14 protein-coding genes are annotated in these 15,705 nt (G+C 64.8%); 10 read left to right on the forward strand and 4 right to left on the reverse strand.

All coding sequences use genetic code 11. The features are described 5' to 3' along the window. Positions 1–10: 10 nt before the first annotated feature. A complete protein-coding gene (gene msrB / locus AX756_RS05145) occupies positions 11–409 on the reverse strand; it encodes a peptide-methionine (R)-S-oxide reductase MsrB (protein WP_068309349.1) in 399 nt (132 codons plus the stop codon). 246 nt (positions 410–655) lie between these two features. On the opposite strand from msrB, the gene AX756_RS05150 reads away from it, so the two are divergent. The 3 genes from AX756_RS05150 (at position 656) to AX756_RS05160 (ending at position 4,137) form a co-directional block, all read left to right on the forward strand. Further along, positions 656–1,384, forward strand: a complete 729-nt coding sequence (locus AX756_RS05150; RefSeq protein WP_068309561.1) for a GNAT family N-acetyltransferase — start codon at positions 656–658, stop codon at positions 1,382–1,384. A gap of 117 nt (positions 1,385–1,501) precedes the next feature. Then, positions 1,502–3,343 (forward strand): ABC-F family ATP-binding cassette domain-containing protein, encoded by a 1,842-nt coding sequence (locus tag AX756_RS05155; protein WP_068309350.1) that lies wholly within the window; start codon positions 1,502–1,504, stop codon positions 3,341–3,343. A 191-nt stretch (positions 3,344–3,534) separates the two neighbouring features. Next, entirely contained in the window at positions 3,535–4,137 is a 603-nt protein-coding gene (locus tag AX756_RS05160) for an outer membrane protein (RefSeq protein ID WP_163886648.1), read from the forward strand. Between the two features lie 104 nt (positions 4,138–4,241). Here AX756_RS05160 and AX756_RS05165 read toward each other — a convergent pair whose 3' ends face one another. Both AX756_RS05165 and AX756_RS05170 read right to left on the reverse strand, forming a co-directional pair. Continuing rightward, positions 4,242–4,853, reverse strand: coding sequence for an acetate uptake transporter (locus tag AX756_RS05165; protein WP_068309354.1), 612 nt, complete (start codon positions 4,851–4,853; stop codon positions 4,242–4,244). 345 nt (positions 4,854–5,198) lie between these two features. Further along, positions 5,199–6,398: a pyridoxal phosphate-dependent aminotransferase gene (locus AX756_RS05170; protein WP_068309562.1), complete on the reverse strand. Its 1,200-nt coding sequence runs from the start codon at positions 6,396–6,398 to the stop codon at positions 5,199–5,201. Positions 6,399–6,534: 136 nt separating this feature from the next. Between AX756_RS05170 and AX756_RS05175 the strand changes: the two genes are divergently transcribed. From AX756_RS05175 to selD, 3 genes are all read left to right on the forward strand, one after another. After that, complete coding sequence (locus AX756_RS05175) at positions 6,535–7,509, forward strand: threonine dehydratase (RefSeq protein WP_068309356.1); 975 nt, start codon at positions 6,535–6,537, stop codon at positions 7,507–7,509. Positions 7,510–7,644: 135 nt separating this feature from the next. Beyond that, positions 7,645–8,694, forward strand: coding sequence for a Gfo/Idh/MocA family protein (locus AX756_RS05180; protein ID WP_068309358.1), 1,050 nt, complete (start codon positions 7,645–7,647; stop codon positions 8,692–8,694). 318 nt (positions 8,695–9,012) lie between these two features. After that, complete coding sequence (selD, locus tag AX756_RS05185) at positions 9,013–10,077, forward strand: selenide, water dikinase SelD (protein ID WP_068309359.1); 1,065 nt, start codon at positions 9,013–9,015, stop codon at positions 10,075–10,077. Positions 10,078–10,368: 291 nt separating this feature from the next. On the opposite strand, the gene AX756_RS05190 is transcribed toward selD, so the two are convergent. Beyond that, positions 10,369–10,713, reverse strand: a complete 345-nt coding sequence (locus tag AX756_RS05190) for an MmcQ/YjbR family DNA-binding protein (protein WP_068309360.1) — start codon at positions 10,711–10,713, stop codon at positions 10,369–10,371. A 216-nt stretch (positions 10,714–10,929) separates the two neighbouring features. On the opposite strand from AX756_RS05190, the gene cysS reads away from it, so the two are divergent. The 4 genes from cysS to AX756_RS05210 all read left to right on the forward strand — a co-directional run bounded on the left by cysS (position 10,930) and on the right by AX756_RS05210 (position 15,689). Further along, positions 10,930–12,402 carry a cysteine--tRNA ligase gene (gene cysS, locus AX756_RS05195; protein ID WP_082738945.1) on the forward strand — a complete coding sequence of 491 codons (1,473 nt, stop codon included), beginning with the start codon at positions 10,930–10,932 and terminating at the stop codon, positions 12,400–12,402. 161 nt (positions 12,403–12,563) lie between these two features. Continuing rightward, on the forward strand, positions 12,564–14,195 hold the full coding sequence (cimA, locus tag AX756_RS05200; protein ID WP_068309361.1) for a citramalate synthase: 1,632 nt from the start codon (positions 12,564–12,566) through the stop codon (positions 14,193–14,195). 7 nt (positions 14,196–14,202) lie between these two features. Next, positions 14,203–14,922: a class I SAM-dependent methyltransferase gene (locus AX756_RS05205; protein WP_068309364.1), complete on the forward strand. Its 720-nt coding sequence runs from the start codon at positions 14,203–14,205 to the stop codon at positions 14,920–14,922. Continuing rightward, complete coding sequence (locus AX756_RS05210; RefSeq protein WP_068309365.1) at positions 14,919–15,689, forward strand: phytoene/squalene synthase family protein; 771 nt, start codon at positions 14,919–14,921, stop codon at positions 15,687–15,689. The genes AX756_RS05205 and AX756_RS05210 overlap by 4 nt, the downstream gene beginning before the upstream one ends. The last annotated feature ends 16 nt before the right edge of the window (positions 15,690–15,705 follow it).

Genomic DNA, 15,705 nt, shown 5'->3' on the forward strand with positions numbered 1-15,705 from the left:
GCGGAGCGCTTCAGCCCTCTTCCGGCTCGAAGCGCAGCGCGACCCCGTTGATGCAGTAGCGCAGGCCCGTCGGTGCGGGCCCATCGGGAAAAACGTGCCCCAGATGGCCATTGCAGCGGTTGCAATGGACCTCGGTGCGCACCATTCCATGGCGGCTGTCGCGGCTTTCTCCAATGGTCTCGTCTGCCAGCGGCCTGGTGAAGCTCGGCCAGCCGCAGCCGGCGTCGAACTTGTCCTCCTGCACGAAAAGCGGCTCGCCACAGCCCGCGCAGCGAAAGGTTCCCGCGCTCTGCGGAAAGTCGTCATGGCTGAAGGGGCGTTCGGTGCCATGATTGCGCATGACCTCGAATCCCAGTGGGCCGAGTTCCGCGCGCCACTCTTCTTCTGTCTTGGTAATCTTGTCGGGCATGGGCGCGTCCTCCTGCGGTGATGTTTCCCAAAGCTAAAGCGCTTTTCGCGCCAGGGAAGCCTGTGACGGATCACATTTTCAACAGTTTCGACAAAGCCATGCGTGCGGATCGGCCACGTTCGTGCGGGGCTATGCGCGCGCGGGCAGACATGTCAGATTTCCGCGACGCCTCGCATGGTCGCCGGCCGGGACAAAGATTCGCTCCGGGAGCCGCTCGAACCCGCAGGCCGAGGCAAGGAGCCGATCATGTTGAACCTGCGTCGAGGCCGCTATCAGGCCCGCTTGGCAGAAAGCCGCGCCGATCTCGAACGGGCGCTGGATCTGCGCGCGCTCTGTTTCCGCGGTGGGCTTCCCGACGAAGATGACTTCGACGCCGCCTGCCAGCACATGCTGGTCGAGGAGAGCCGCAGCGGGGCGCTGGTCTGCACCTTCCGCCTGCTGCGGTTGAGCGCGGGGGCCGATATCGGCCAGAGCTACTCCGCGCAATATTACGAACTCTCGGCGCTGCGCGATTTCGAAGGGCCGATGATCGAGATGGGCCGGTTCTGCATCCATCCCGATTGCAAGGATGCCGATATCCTCCGCGTCGCCTGGGGGGCGATGACCGCTCACGTCGACGCGCAGGGCGTGGAGATGCTCTTTGGCTGCTCTTCGTTCAAGGGCACAGAAGCCGAGCAATACAAGGATGCCTTTGCGCTGCTCAAGGAACGCCACCTGGCGCCCAAACGCTGGCTGCCGTTGGTCAAGGCGCCAAATGTCTTCCGTTTTGCCCAGCGTTTGCGGCGAAAACCAGATCTCAAACGCGCCATGCTGGGCATGCCGCCGCTGCTGCGGACCTATCTGCTCATGGGGGGCTGGGTGTCCGACCACGCGGTGGTGGACCGCGACCTCGGAACGCTGCATGTCTTCACCGGGCTGGAAATCCGCGCCATTCCCCCCGCCCGCAAGCGGCTCCTTCGCGGGGTGGCCGGGTAGGCAGGGGGGCGTTGCCCCTCCCGAAGGAACGCGCCGAAAGAGTGTCCACGGATGGTCAGCAGGCTGTCGGCACGAAGGACGCTTGATCTTGGACCCGCGCTGGCATAGCTCGCGCCCATGGCACGTGCACCCCTTCTCCAGCTTTCCGATATCGCGCTGACCTTTGGCGGCGACCCTGTGTTTTCCGATCTTGGCCTTGTCATCCAACAGGGCGACCGGGTCGCGCTCGTGGGCCGCAACGGCTCGGGCAAATCCACGCTCATGAAGGTCATGGCCGGGCTGGTGGAGCCGGATACCGGCGAGCGGATCGTGCCGCCGGGTGTGCATGTCGGCTACATGGAACAGGATCCCACGATGGCGGGACATGCGACGCTCGGCGATTTCGCCACCTCGGGCCTTCCGGAGGGAGAGAGCTACCGGGTGGAAATGGCGGGCGAGGGGCTCAAGCTCGACCTGTCGCGGCCCGTCGAGACGGCCTCCGGGGGCGAACGGCGGCGCGCGGCGCTGGCCAAGCTGCTGGCCGAAGCGCCGGAACTGATGTTGCTCGACGAGCCCAGCAACCATCTCGACATCCAAGCGATCCAGTGGCTCGAAGAGCAGCTCGTCGAGACCCGCACGGCCTTCGTGCTGATCTCGCACGACCGGGCCTTCCTTAACCGACTTACGCGCGCGACCCTCTGGCTCGATCGCGGCGAGGTGCGGCGGCAGGAGCATGGTTTCACCTCCTTCGAGGCGTGGCGCGACAAGGTCTGGGCCGAGGAAGACGACGCGCGCCACAAGCTCGACCGCAAGATCAAGGCGGAGGCGAAATGGGCCGTCGAGGGCATTTCCGCGCGGCGCACCCGGAACCAGGGCCGCGTACGCGCGTTGAAAGCCTTGCGCGAGGAGCGTTCAGCACAGATCCGGCGTCAGGGGACGGCCGATCTGGCGATCGACACCGGCAAGGCCTCGGGAAAGTTGGTCTCGGAAGTTAAAGATATAACAAAGGCCTATGGCGACAACCTTATCCTGAAGCCGTTCTCCATGCGTATCCAGCGTGGCGAGCGCGTGGCACTGGTCGGGCCCAATGGCGCGGGCAAGACGACGCTGTTGAAAATGCTGATCGGACAGGAGCCGGCCGATAGCGGCACGATCCGGCTCGGCACCAATCTCGATCTGGCCGTGTTCGACCAGAGCCGCGCCCAGCTCGACCCGGACGCGACGCTCTGGGAGAGCCTGACCGGCGACAAGGCGTTGCGCGTGCAGGGGCGGGGCGGCGATCAGGTGATGGTGCGCGGCACGCCGAAACATGTCGTGGGCTATCTCAAGGATTTCCTGTTCAACGAGCAGCAGGCCCGCGCGCCAGTTCGCTCGCTTTCGGGCGGAGAGAAGGCGCGGCTGCTGCTGGCCAAGATCCTGGCCCAGCCCGCGAACTTGCTGGTGCTGGACGAACCGACCAACGACTTGGATATCGAGACGCTCGACCTGCTGCAGGAACTGATCTCGGATTACGATGGCACGGTGCTGCTGGTCAGTCACGACCGGGATTTCCTCGACCGGATTGCCACAACCACGGTGGCGATGGAGGGCGATGGCCGGGCGGTGATCTATGCCGGCGGTTGGAGCGATTACCAGGCGCAGCGCGCCGAAAAGCTGGGTGCCGAGCCTGCCAAGGCAAAATCCGGCGGCAGCGGCTCTGCGAAACAGGCGTCTCGGGAAACGGGCAAGCCGGTTGCGCCCGCTCCGGCGCCGAATGGACTGACCTTTACCGAGAAGCACCGGCTGGAGGCCTTGCCGGCCGAGATCGAACGCCTTGAGGCCGAGATTGCGAAGCTGGAGGATTTCCTCGCTGATCCGAACCTGTTCACCGATCAGCCGGCGAAATTCCAGAAAGCCTCGGAGGCTCTTGTCCAACGCCAGCAAGCCCTTGGGGCGGCCGAGGAAGAGTGGCTGGAGCTGGAAGAGAAGGCCGCGCAGTAGGGCGAGAGAGTGCGTGTTTCAATGATGGCGGTTTGCCATCGCGGCGCATTTACGCCTATTCCCTAAAGGCATGCGCACGGTTTTGCTCATGGTAAATGCGTGGTTCTCCAATCGTGGCACGGATGGTTGGAACGCGGTTCAGGGTGCCTAGATCTGCCATGCCTCCGCTTCAAGGGAGGCAGAATGGCTACATGAGCAGCCCAACCCCAAAAGGGAAACCGATGAAGAATTTCTCCTCCCGCGCCATCGGCGCCACCCTCGCCCTGACACTAGCCGCCCCCGCCTTTGCCGGTTCGCTGGACCCGGTCGCGATCGAACCGGCCCCGACGCCGATCCCCGTGCAAACAAGTTCCGATTGGACGGGCGGGCATGTGGGCCTGCAACTTGGCTACGGGGAGTTGACCGACGGCCTGGAGGGCGATGACATGATTGGCGGCGTCTCGGCCGGCTATGACTGGGATCTTGGAGACTGGGTTGTCGGTGTTGGTGCCGATGCCAGTTTCGGAGAGATCGACACCGATGTTGGCAAGCTGGAGTCGCTGTCGAGCCTGAAGTTGCGCGGCGGATATGACTTAGGCGGAACGCTTCTCTATGCGAGCACCGGCGCGAGCTATGCCGCCTCGGAGGATCTGAAGGATAGCTGGGGGTATTTCGGCGCGGTCGGTGTCGAGACGATGATCACCGACACGATCAGCCTGACGGGAGAGATCGCCACGCACCGCTTCGACGACTACCGCGATTTCGGAACGGTCAATGCCACCACCGCAACCGTGGGCGTGAATTATCGCTTCTGAGTCCTAACCGGCCATGCGGCGCCATGCGTGCGCCTGGCTACAGGAGACGGGCTGGCCCTTGCCTTTGCAGGCGAAGGTCAGCCCTTTTTCCGTTTTCGCTGCGCTCAGGACGTCACGGGCGCGCCGAGGTTCTTCCCTGCGCGCAGGTCGCTGATCCAGGGCTTGCCCATCGGCAGGACTTCGTGGTCGTAGACGTCTTTCAGGATGACGCCGATCATCATGTACCAGGCACCGAAGGCGCAGAAGAGCAGGTCGATCGCGGCGAGGGTGTTGAAGACGGGGGCGCCGAAATGACCGATCACGAGGCCGACGAAGCCGATCAGCAGCGTCAGGAAGGTGAAAGCCATCGCACCATGAACGCGGAAGGCGGCGATGCACATCATCGCGGTGTAGATGGTCCAAGCGGCCATGAACCAACCGATATCGGTAGTGCTGGAGGTGAAGACACCGAAATGGTTGGCGATCAGCAGGAGGCAGAGTGCGATCCAGAAGGCCCCATAGGAGACGAAGGCGCTGTAGCCGAAGTGATTGCCGGTTTTCTGTTCCTGAAAGCCGGCGATCATCTGCGCGAGCCCGCCATAGATCAGGCCAACCCACAGCACCGGGCCGGCACTCATGAGTTCGAGATTGTGCAACTGCAAAAGGAAGGTGGTAAGTCCGAAACCACCCAGGCCGACGACTGCGGGGTTGGCGGCGACGGCGCCGTTATGGGACATGACGTGTACTCCGGTATTGGAAGGGCGCGTTTTTCCTGTTGGCGCGCGTTTATTGGAATTTCTCCGGAGAGGAACCGGGCACAACCGCCGCACCGCGCGTGCTCGGCATGGGTGGCATGAAACCGATGCATGGCAAGGGCGAGCGGTTCGGTGGGAAGGGTCGTCGTGCTGGTCCCGACCGGTCCCGTGTACAGTGACTGACGGCCGCTGTCTCAGGGAGCGCCGCACCCGATCTCGAGATCACTCACGCTTCGCAGCGTGGCGGCAACGCGGGCTCAGGAGAGAATGGAGGGCGCGCCGGGGCAGCGCCCGGCGCGAAAACCGGGGCGGGGATCGCGGCACATCTCAAACCATTTCGAAACCGGACCGGGCGCCGCTTGGGCAGGTCTCGGCAAATCGGGCCAGCCTGGCGAGCGCCTCGGCAAAGGCGTCATCGTCGATGGTCATGGCGACGCGGACATGGCCCGCCGCCGCGCGCCCGAAGCTTTCGCCCGGCATGACGGCAATGCCCTCGGCATCCAGAAGCGCTTCGGCGAATGCGGTGCCGCTCATGCCGGTCGGGCGGATGTCGAGCAGGAGATACATGGTGGCATCCGAGGGCAGGGCGCGTATCCGGTTGTTACCGGCCAGTGCGATTTCGGCCAGCGCGCGGCGGCGGCGGAAGGGGGCGGAGACGTCCTCTTCCAGCCCCGGGCCCTGTTCCAGCGCCCAAAGGGCCGCGGCCTGTACGAAACCGGGCACGCCGTAAGTGGTGTGCGTGGCGAGGTCCGCCATATGGGCGATGATCTCCGCCGGGCCGACGACCCAGCCGATGCGGCTGCCGGTCATGGCGTGGCTCTTGGACATGGAGCCGACAACCAGCGTCCGCTCGGCCATGCCGGGCAACGCGCGCGGGCTGAGATGAGTGCCGCTCCAGACCTGCGTGTCATAGACTTCGTCACAGATCAGCCAGAGGTCGTGGGTCATGCAGGTCTCGGCGATGCCCTCCAACGTGGCGCGGTCATAGATCTGCCCGGTCGGGTTGTTGGGCGTGTTGATCAGCAGCGTCCGCGCGCCGGGCGCGGCTTCGGCCAGTGCATCCCGGCTGGGGAGAAAGCGGGTCTCCGGCCCGGTGACAATGACGCGCGGCAGCCCGCCCGCGCCGCGGATCGTGCCCGGATAGGTGGCGTAATAGGGATCGATGAAGAGCGCGATATCTCCCGGATCGAGCGTGGCGATATGGGATGCGAACAGGCCCGCCTGTCCGCCCGGCACGATGAGCACGTTCTCGGCGGATGTCGCAGCCCCGGTCTGCCGTTCGATGCGTTTGGCCACACAGGCGCGCAGGGCGTCTTGTCCGGGCACGGGGGCGTAGCCGGTCAGGCCTTTTCGGGCGGCGGCGTCCATGGCGTCGAGAATGGCCGGTGCGGTTCCGATATCATGCTCGCCGATGGTGAGCATCGTGACGGGCAGGCCGGCATTCTGCCGGGCCAGCGCCTTGCGGTAGAGGTCCCAGCCGTCATCGCCGTAGGGCAGGAGCGTTGAGAGGCGTTTGGAGGCTTTCATGGCCGCATCGGGCATGGGAGTTGGGTGTTTGTCAAACCGCAGGATCGGTGCCCGGCCGACACGAAAGGTCGCAGCCCGATGGATTGTCGGCGCCGCCCCGGAATGCTCTTTTGTCGGGCGAAATCGGGAGACCAGGATGGTGCGTTTCACTGCTGACGAATTCGAGGCCGCCTCCGGGCTGGTTCACCGCCTTGTGCCGCCCACGCCGCAGAGGCATTGGCCGCTTATGTCGAACCGCGTCGGGGCGGAGGTCTGGGTGAAGCATGAGAACCATGCGCCCACCGGAGCCTTCAAGGTGCGCGGGGGCATAACCTTCATCGACTGGCTCAAGCGGAGCCAGCCGGACTGTCCGGGCATCTGCACCGCGACGCGCGGCAACCACGGCCAGAGCCAGGCGCTGGCGGCGCGTGCGGCGGGGATGCGGGCGCTGGTCTATGTGCCGGAGGGCAATTCGGTCGAGAAAAACGCCGCGATGGAGGCATTTGGGGCCGAACTGGTCGTACATGGCAGCGATTTCGACACCGCCAGGGAAGAAGCGATGCGCGTGGCCGAGGCCGAGGGGCTGGCCTTCGTGCCGCCTTTCCACCCGGAGCTTGTACGCGGCGTGGGCACCTATGGCTGGGAGTTGTTCAACGCGCTTTGCGACCTCGATACGGTTTATGTGCCCATCGGCTGTGGCTCGGGGATCTGCGGCACGATCCTGGCGCGCGATGCGCTTGGGCTCGCGACCAGGGTTGTCGGCGTGGTCTCTTCCGAGGCCGCCTGTGCGCAGCTCTCGGTGGCCGCTGGCAAGCTGGTCGAGACCAACTCGGCGGCAACCTTTGCCGACGGGATGGCAGTGCGGGTGCCGGTGGCCGAGGCCTTCGAAATATATGCGCACGGCGCGGATCGGATCGTGGCGGTAAGCGACGACGAGGTGGCCGCCGCGATGCGGCTCTATTTTGAAACCACCCATAACGTGACCGAGGGGGCCGGAGCGGCGGCGCTGGCCGCGCTTTGCCAGGAGCGGGAGGCGATGGCGGGGCGCAAGGTGGGCGTGATCCTGTCGGGGGGCAATGTGGACACGGGTATTTTCCGGACGGTGCTGGACGGGCGGACGCCGGTGGTTTGATCGTGTCGATCAGGAGCGTTGCGTTCGGTGTCGTGTCTGTGGTCCGTGGCAGCTAGAGGCCTGCGGGGGCTGACTGGCCTTCCGGTCGAAATTGCAGGATAGATGTTGCGAACGAGGATTTCGAGGGTACGAGATATGACAAAATCGGTTGGACAGCAGCGTGTTGGGGTAGCTCTCATCGGAGCCGGCATGATCGCGAAGACCCATGTGGCTGCGCTGTCGGCTGCGCACGACGTGGCGAAGCTCGAAACGATCATGTCGCGTCATCCTGAGCGCGCGCAGTATCTCGCGGAGTATTATGCCGGCCAGACACCGCAATTCACCTCTGATCTGTCTGCCGTCGCCGCGGATCCGGCAATCCAGATGGCAATCGTTGTGACACCGCCGAGTGTGCGCAGCGAGGTCATCGACGTGCTGGCCCGTGCAGGCAAGCATATCCTTCTTGAAAAGCCTGTCGGACGCACCACCGCTGAAGCACTGGAGGTTGTCGAAATCTGTGAGCGTGCGGGGGTCACCCTCGGGGTGCTCTTTCAGCACAGGCTGCGCGCGCCGGCGATCGCGGCAGCGCAACTGATCGCAAGCGGGGAACTTGGCAAGCTGGGTCTCGTCGAAATCGCGGTGCCGCTGTGGCGCGATCAGTCCTATTACGACGAATTGGGTCGCGGCACCTATGCCCGCGATGGCGGCGGCGTGATGATCACCAACGCGATCCACTCCATCGATCTCGCGCTCAGCCTCACCGGGCCTGTGGCAAGCGTTCAGGCGATGACCGCGACAACGCCCTTGCACCGGATGGAAGCAGAGGATTTCGCCATTGCGGGCTTGCGGTTTGCCTGCGGCGCGGTGGGATCCTTTGTCGCCAGCACGGCGATGTTCCCGCACCGGACAGAAACGATCACGCTGCACTTCGAGCAGGGATCGTTGCAGATGGACAAGGATACGCTTGAAGTGAACTGGCGCGACGGGCGCAAGCAGGTCGAGGCAAAACCCGAACCTGCCGCGGAAGGTGAACACCTGACCGGTCGGCACGAGTGGCATCAAGCCGTGATCGAGGATTTCATCGACGCCCTTCGTGACGGGCGTGCACCGATTGTCACCGGGCGCGAGGCGCTGGTGTCGCACCGGCTGATCGAGGCAATCGAGACATCGTCGCGCACGGGCCAGCCGGTCGACATTCCGTCCTGAACGACGCGCTTTGACCCGGGGTGCAGCTGCCCGGCTCGCCCGGTCCGACGCGTTCTGGAGCCTTGTCGCGAAAGGGACCATCCCCAACCGTTCGCTCCAGCGGGCGGGGGGCTTGCCCGCGCTCCTCGATGCCTGCGGCATCTCCGGGCATTGGGCGGTGGCGCGCCTTCGGCGCGCATGCGCGGCCCTGCAAGGCCGGGTTGCGTTCGCGGCCATAGGGGAAAGATTGACTTGGCGTGGGGCGGGGAATAGTGGCCCCCCCGTGTTCCTTTTCCAGTGCAGGCGGCGTGCTGTCTGCCCATCGCCCGGAGATCTCTGATGCATGATGTGCAAGCCACCCGCGAACCGCGTTTGACCTCGCTTTCCCACGGTGGTGGCTGCGGCTGCAAGATCGCGCCGGCGGTGCTGTCGGAGATCCTGCGCGAGACGACGCCGATGCAATTGCCCGAGGAATTGCTGGTCGGCACCGAGAATGCCGATGACGCCGCGGTGTACCGGCTGAACGACGAGCAGGCGCTGGTGGCGACCACCGATTTCTTCATGCCCATCGTCGATGACCCGTTCGATTTCGGCCGTATCGCCGCGACCAATGCGATCAGCGATGTCTACGCGATGGGCGCGCGGCCGATCATGGCGCTGGCGCTGGTCGGCATGCCGATCGACAAGCTGTCGCAGAAGACCATCGGACGGATCCTCGATGGCGGGCAGGCGGCGGCGCGCGCGGCCGGCATTCCGGTCGTGGGCGGGCATTCCATCGACTCGGTGGAGGCGATCTATGGCCTTGTCGCGCTCGGAATCGTGCATCCCGACCTGGTCAAGAAGAACGCCTCGGCCCGGCCGGGGGACATTCTGGTGCAGGGCAAACCGATTGGCGCCGGGGTGTTCTCCGCCGCGCTCAAGAAAGAGCAACTCAGCGCCGAGGGTTACGCCCGGATGATCGAAGTCACGACGCAGCTCAACACGCCCGGCCCCGAACTGGCCGCGCTGGCGGGCGTGCACGCGATGACTGACGTGACGGGGTTCGGCCTTGCCGGACACATGCTGGAGATGATGCGCGGGTCGGGCTGCATCGCGAGGCTCGACTGGGCCTGCGTGCCCTTTCTGCCGGAGGTGCGAGCCATGGCAGAGAGCGGCCACATCACCGGGGCCTCGGGGCGCAACTGGGCGAGCTATGGCGCGGAAGTTGTTCTGCCGGAAGGGTTTTCCGATATCGACCGGGCGCTGCTGACCGATCCGCAGACCAGCGGAGGGTTGCTGGTCTCCTGCGCGCCCTCGGCGCTGGACGAGGTGCTGGCCGTCTTCGTGCGCCACGGTTTCGCGCAGGCTTCCGTGGTGGGAGAGGTGCTGGAGACGACCGAGTCGCCCCGGATTGTTCTGGGCTGAAGCGCGGGAGCTTCAACCTTCCGATGCAAAAGCCTCGTTGCGGCTGCACAGGCGGATCAACTAGTTTCCGTCCTTCAGCCGATCGAGCAGGTTCAGGGAGGTGCCTCATCGGTCGCGGCACCTTCGCGGAATTCGGCCAGGCACCTGGCCAGATCGCCTGAAATGCCGGCTTAGAGAACGACAACGTCCTTTCCACTGGCATCGCCGGAGCGATAGGCCGCGACATAACAGTCCAGGAGATCCCGAAGCTGCGCCTTCAGATCCATGAGATACGCCCCTCTCCGGGGACACTCATAGCGGTGCAAGAGCGGCTTGAACCTTTTTCGGCAATGCTGCGCGGATAAGGCTATAGGAGGCCCGGATGCGATGTTCCGCTTCGTCCGTGTCCACGGCACCGAAAGGCACAAGAACCCAGGAGCGATGGAAATAAGGTGCTTTCTCGAAAGCGCCGGCCTCGCGCAGCATCTCCGCTGTCTCCACATCGGCGCATTTCACCGAGACACCCCGGTTCTCGGCGCCAAGCGCCGCAAAAATCTTGCCGCCGACTTTCCATATGTCATGGCCCGGCCCGAAAGGTGCGCTCACCTCGGCACCGGGAAGCGTCGCGCAGAAGGCGTTGATGCTATCGCGATCCATGCCCGCACTCTGCCTGCGCCGAGCGGTCGCGGCAAGAGGGAGCAGGAAAGGGCTTGGCGGGGCCGGGCGGGCAGGGTATGAGCGGGCCATGAACCGTCGCAGCATCATTATCTGCATCTGCATTACCTGCTGACATCGTCAGGCGGGCCGGTTCCTTCATTCCCTTTCCAGATCGAAGTTGCTAGACCCGCCGCGCGCGCAACGCGAGGAGGCATCATGGCCGAGATAAGGCTCTGGAATACAAGGACCCGCAGCAAGGAGACGCTGCAGCCGATCGACCCTGACAACGTGCGGATGTATGTCTGCGGGCCGACCGTCTATGACCGCGCGCATATGGGCAACGCGCGCCCGGTGATCGTCTTCGACGTGCTCTACCGGCTGCTGCGCCATGTCTACGGGCCCGATCACGTGACCTATGTGCGCAATTTCACCGACGTTGATGACAAGATCAACAAGCGCGCGCAGGAGAGCGGGCGGCCGATTTCCGACATCACCGAGGAGACGATCCGCTGGTATCACGAGGATATGGGCAAGCTGGGCGTGATGGTGCCGAACTTTGAGCCACGCGCGACGGCCTATATCGGCGAGATGATCGCGATGATCGAGGGGCTGATCGAGAAGGGCTTTGCCTACGAGGCCGAGGGGCATGTGCTCTTCGCGGTCGAGAAATACGCCGAATACGGCGCGCTGTCGGGCCGGTCCGTCGATGACATGATCGCCGGCGCCCGAGTCGAGGTGGCGCCCTACAAGCGCAACCCGATGGATTTCGTGCTCTGGAAGCCGTCCTCCGACGACCTGCCGGGCTGGGACAGCCCCTGGGGGCGTGGACGGCCGGGCTGGCATATCGAATGCTCGGCGATGTCGCTGGCCTTGCTCGGCGACAGCTTTGATATTCACGGCGGCGGCAATGATCTGATGTTCCCTCATCATGAGAACGAGATCGCCCAGAGCCGTTGCGCCCATCCGGGCAGCGATTTTGCGAAGATCTGGATGCATAACGAGATGCTGCAGGTCGAGGGCAAGAAGATGTCCAAGTCCCTGGGCAATTTCTTCACCGTGCATGACGTGCTGGAGCAGGGGATTCCGGGCGAAGTGATCCGGTTTGTTTATCTGCAGACCCATTACGGCAAGCCGATGGACTGGACCGCTGAAAAGGCGCGGCAGGCGCAGGCGACCTTGCGCAAGTGGCGAGGGCTCGTCGAGGGCATCGAGCCCTCTCCGAGCCCCGCGCCCGAGGTGATCTCGGCGCTCAGTGACGACCTGAACACGTCGGGCGCGATTGCCGCGCTGCACAAGCTGGCGGGCGAGGGCGATCTGGCCGAGTTGAAGGCGTCAGCGCAGTTGATGGGGCTTTTGCTCGACGAGATGGGGGATTGGGCGGAAGAGCGAGCCGCATCCGCTGAGTTTGAGGCTTATGTAGATCGTCTTTTGGCTGCTCGAGCCACGGCTAAGGCAGAGAAGAACTATGGCGAAGCCGACCGAATTAGAGATGCCATGTTTGCGGCCGGGATGGTCATTATGGACAAACCCGGCGGGGTAGATGTTGAGAGAGATCTCGGAAAACTGCTGAAGTGGGCCCGTGAAAACGGCGTGACAGACTCGACTGTAATCGCCCTTGGGTCGCCAAACGAATGGGAAGTTCCGGCAATCCTGTTGCTGGTCGAACAGGTCGTTGGCTCTAGCGAATGACTTTGCAAACACAGAATTGCCCGGGGCGCCTGCGTCCCGGGCAGCGCCCGAACCGCCCCCCCGGGGCGGGCGCTTCTCGCCCACCCCGCGGTTCGGGCACTGCCCTCCGTACGGTTCGGCACATGGGGGACTGAAAGAATGCAAAAGGGAGAGGGCGTGGCATGAGCAAGGAACGGCTTTACCTGTTCGACACCACCCTGCGGGATGGACAGCAGACGCAGGGCGTGCAGTTCAGCCTGGAGGACAAGCACGAGATTGCGCTCATGCTGGACGAGCTGGGCATCGATTATGTCGAGGGCGGCTGGCCCGGCGCCAACCCGACCGACAGCGAGTTCTTCGAGAGCGCACCGAAGCTGAAGAACGCCACCTTCCTCGCTTTTGGCATGACCAAGCGGGTCGGTCGTTCGGCGGCCAATGACGAGGTCCTGGCGGGCGTGGTGAACGCGGAAACACCGGCGGTCTGCCTTGTCGGCAAGAGCTATGATTTCCACGTTACCAAGGCGTTGGGGGTCGAACTTGAAGAGAATATCGCGGCAATCGCGGATTCGATCTCGCACCTTGTCGGGTTGGGGCGCGAGGCGATGTTCGATGCCGAGCATTTCTTTGACGGCTACAAGGCCAACCCGGACTACGCGCTGGCCTCGCTGCATGCCGCGCTGGAGGCGGGCGCGCGTTGGGTCGTGCTCTGCGATACCAATGGCGGCACGCTGCCGGCGGAGGTCCACGAGATCACCAAGGCGGTGATCGCCAGCGGCATCCCCGGCGACAAGTTGGGGATTCACACCCATAACGACACCGAGAACGCGGTGGCGAACACGCTGGCGGCTGTCGATGCCGGGGCACGGCAGGTGCAGGGCACGCTGAACGGGCTGGGCGAGCGCTGCGGCAATGCCAACCTGATCTCGCTGATCCCGACGCTGCTGCTCAAGGAACCCTATGCCAGCACGCTGGAGACCGGTGTGAGCCGGGAAGGGCTGGCCAGCCTGACCCGCGCCAGCCGGATGATGGACGACATCCTGAATCGCGTGCCCCTGCGCTCGGCCCCCTATGTCGGCGCGTCGGCCTTTGCCCACAAGGCGGGGCTGCATGCGAGCGCGATGCTCAAGGATCCCTCGACCTATGAGCATGTCGACCCGTCGGTGGTGGGCAACGAGCGGATCATCCCGATGTCGAACCAGGCCGGGCAGTCCAACCTGCGCAAGCGGCTCAGCGATGCCGGGTTGAAGGTGGAGAAGGGCGATCCGGCGCTGGCGCGGATCCTCGACCTGGTGAAAGTGCGGGAATCGGCGGGCTACACCTATGACACCGCGCAGGCGAGTTTCGAGCTGCTGGCGCGGCGCGAGTTGGGCCTGCTGCCGCAATTCTTCACCATCGACCGCTACCGGGTGATCGTGGAACGGCGCAAGAACCGGATGGGCGAAACGATCACGCTGTCCGAGGCCGTGGTCGTGCTCTTCATCAATGGCGAGAAGGTGCTTTCCGTGTCGGAATCGCTGGACCCGGACGGCTCGGATCGCGGGCCCGTCAACGCGCTGTCGCGCGCGCTGGCCAAGGATCTGGGGCCTTTGCAGCCCTATATCGCCGATATGAAACTGGTCGATTTCAAGGTGCGTATCACCAATGGTGGCACCGAGGCCGTGACACGTGTCATTATCGACAGCGAGGATTCCGCCGGGCGGCGTTGGTCCACCGTTGGCGTGTCGCCGAACATCGTGGATGCCTCGTTCGAGGCGCTGCTGGGCGCGATCCAGTGGAAGTTGGTCCGCGATGGGGCGCCGGCCATAGGGAAATAGGGAAGGCATGGATTTGACAGCATTTTTCACGCTTCACAAGGATCTGCCCCGAGAGGGGCCGGGGCTGCCGGAAGATGTGCGATGGGCTGTCGAGCTTGCCGGGACGCATGGCGAGGCGCGTATCTGCGATGCGGGCTGCGGGCCGGGCGCCGATACCGAGACGCTGGCCGAGTTGCTGCCGGACGCGTGGATCGACGCGCTCGACCTGCATGCGCCCTTTGCCGAGGCGACGGCGGCGCGCTGTGCGCGGTTCGGGCCGCGGGTAAAGGCCTGGTCCGGGTCGATGGCGGATCTGGCCGGGCCATATGACCTGATCTGGTGCGCAGGCGCGATGTATTTCCTCGGCGTAACCGAGGCGCTGTCGGCATGGCGTGGCGCGCTGACGCGGGCCGGCAAGGTCGCGTTCTCGGAGCCGGTCTTGTTGGGCGGTTCGGAGCCGCAGGCGGTTCGGGATTTCTGGGCAGAGTATCCTGCGATTACCGGGGAGGCGGGCATTGTCGAACGGGTCGAACGGGCGGGATACCGGATGCTGGATCGGCGGCTGATCATCGGCGCGCCGTGGGAAGCCTATTACGCGCCGATGGAGGCGCGGATTGCCGAGCTTCGTGCCGGGCCGGTCTCGGAGGCGCTTGAGGCGGTGCTGGCCGAAGGCGCGGCGGAAATTGCCCAGTGGCGGGCGGCGCCGGATCGCATCGCCTACTTGCTCTGCGTGGTGGATCCAGCATGAGTATTTCCGACTGCGCGGCAATCGTCGAGAAGGGCGATCCGGACCGGTTCATGGCCACGATGGCGGCGCCGGTTTCAGCGCGGGAGGTGCTGTTCCCTCTCTATGCCTTCAATGTCGAGGTCACGCGCATTCCTTGGGTGAGCCAGGAGCCGATGATCTGCGAGATGCGGCTGCAATGGTGGCATGACGTGCTGGGAGAGATCGCAGCGGGTGAACCGGTGCGGGCGCATGAGGTCGCCGAGCCGCTGACGGAAATGCTGCGGGCGCGGGCCGTGCCCGTCGAACCGTTGCAGGCGCTTGTCGAGGCGCGTCGCTGGGACGTATATCGCGACGCTTTCGAGGATGAGGCCGCGTTTCGGGCCTATATCGAGGCGAGTGCGGCGGGGATGATGTGGGTTGCTGCGCTGGCGCTCGGCGCGTCCCCGGAAGCGGAGAAAGCTGTACGCGATGTCGGTTGGGCGGCGGGGCTGGCGGCATTCCTGCGGGCCATTCCCGAACTGGAAGCGCGCGGACGGCGGCCGCTCCACGATGGGCGGCCGGAGGTTGTTGCAGCGCTGGCGAGCGAGGGTCTGGCGCGGTTGAAGGACGCGCGCACGTCCGGGGTGCCGAAGCCGGCGATCCCAGCCCTGCGCGCTGGATGGCGTGCGCGGGCGACACTTGAAAAGGCGGCTGCCGATCCGTCCCGCGTGGCCGAAGGCGCGCTGGAGGAAAGCCCGTTCGCCCGGCGTTTCACCCTGCTGCGCAAGACCATGATCGGAAGCTGGTAGGCGCGCGGTTGCGGCC

The organism is Aliiruegeria sabulilitoris, assembly GCF_001558155.1.
Classification (GTDB): Bacteria; Pseudomonadota; Alphaproteobacteria; order Rhodobacterales; family Rhodobacteraceae; genus Tropicimonas; species Tropicimonas sabulilitoris.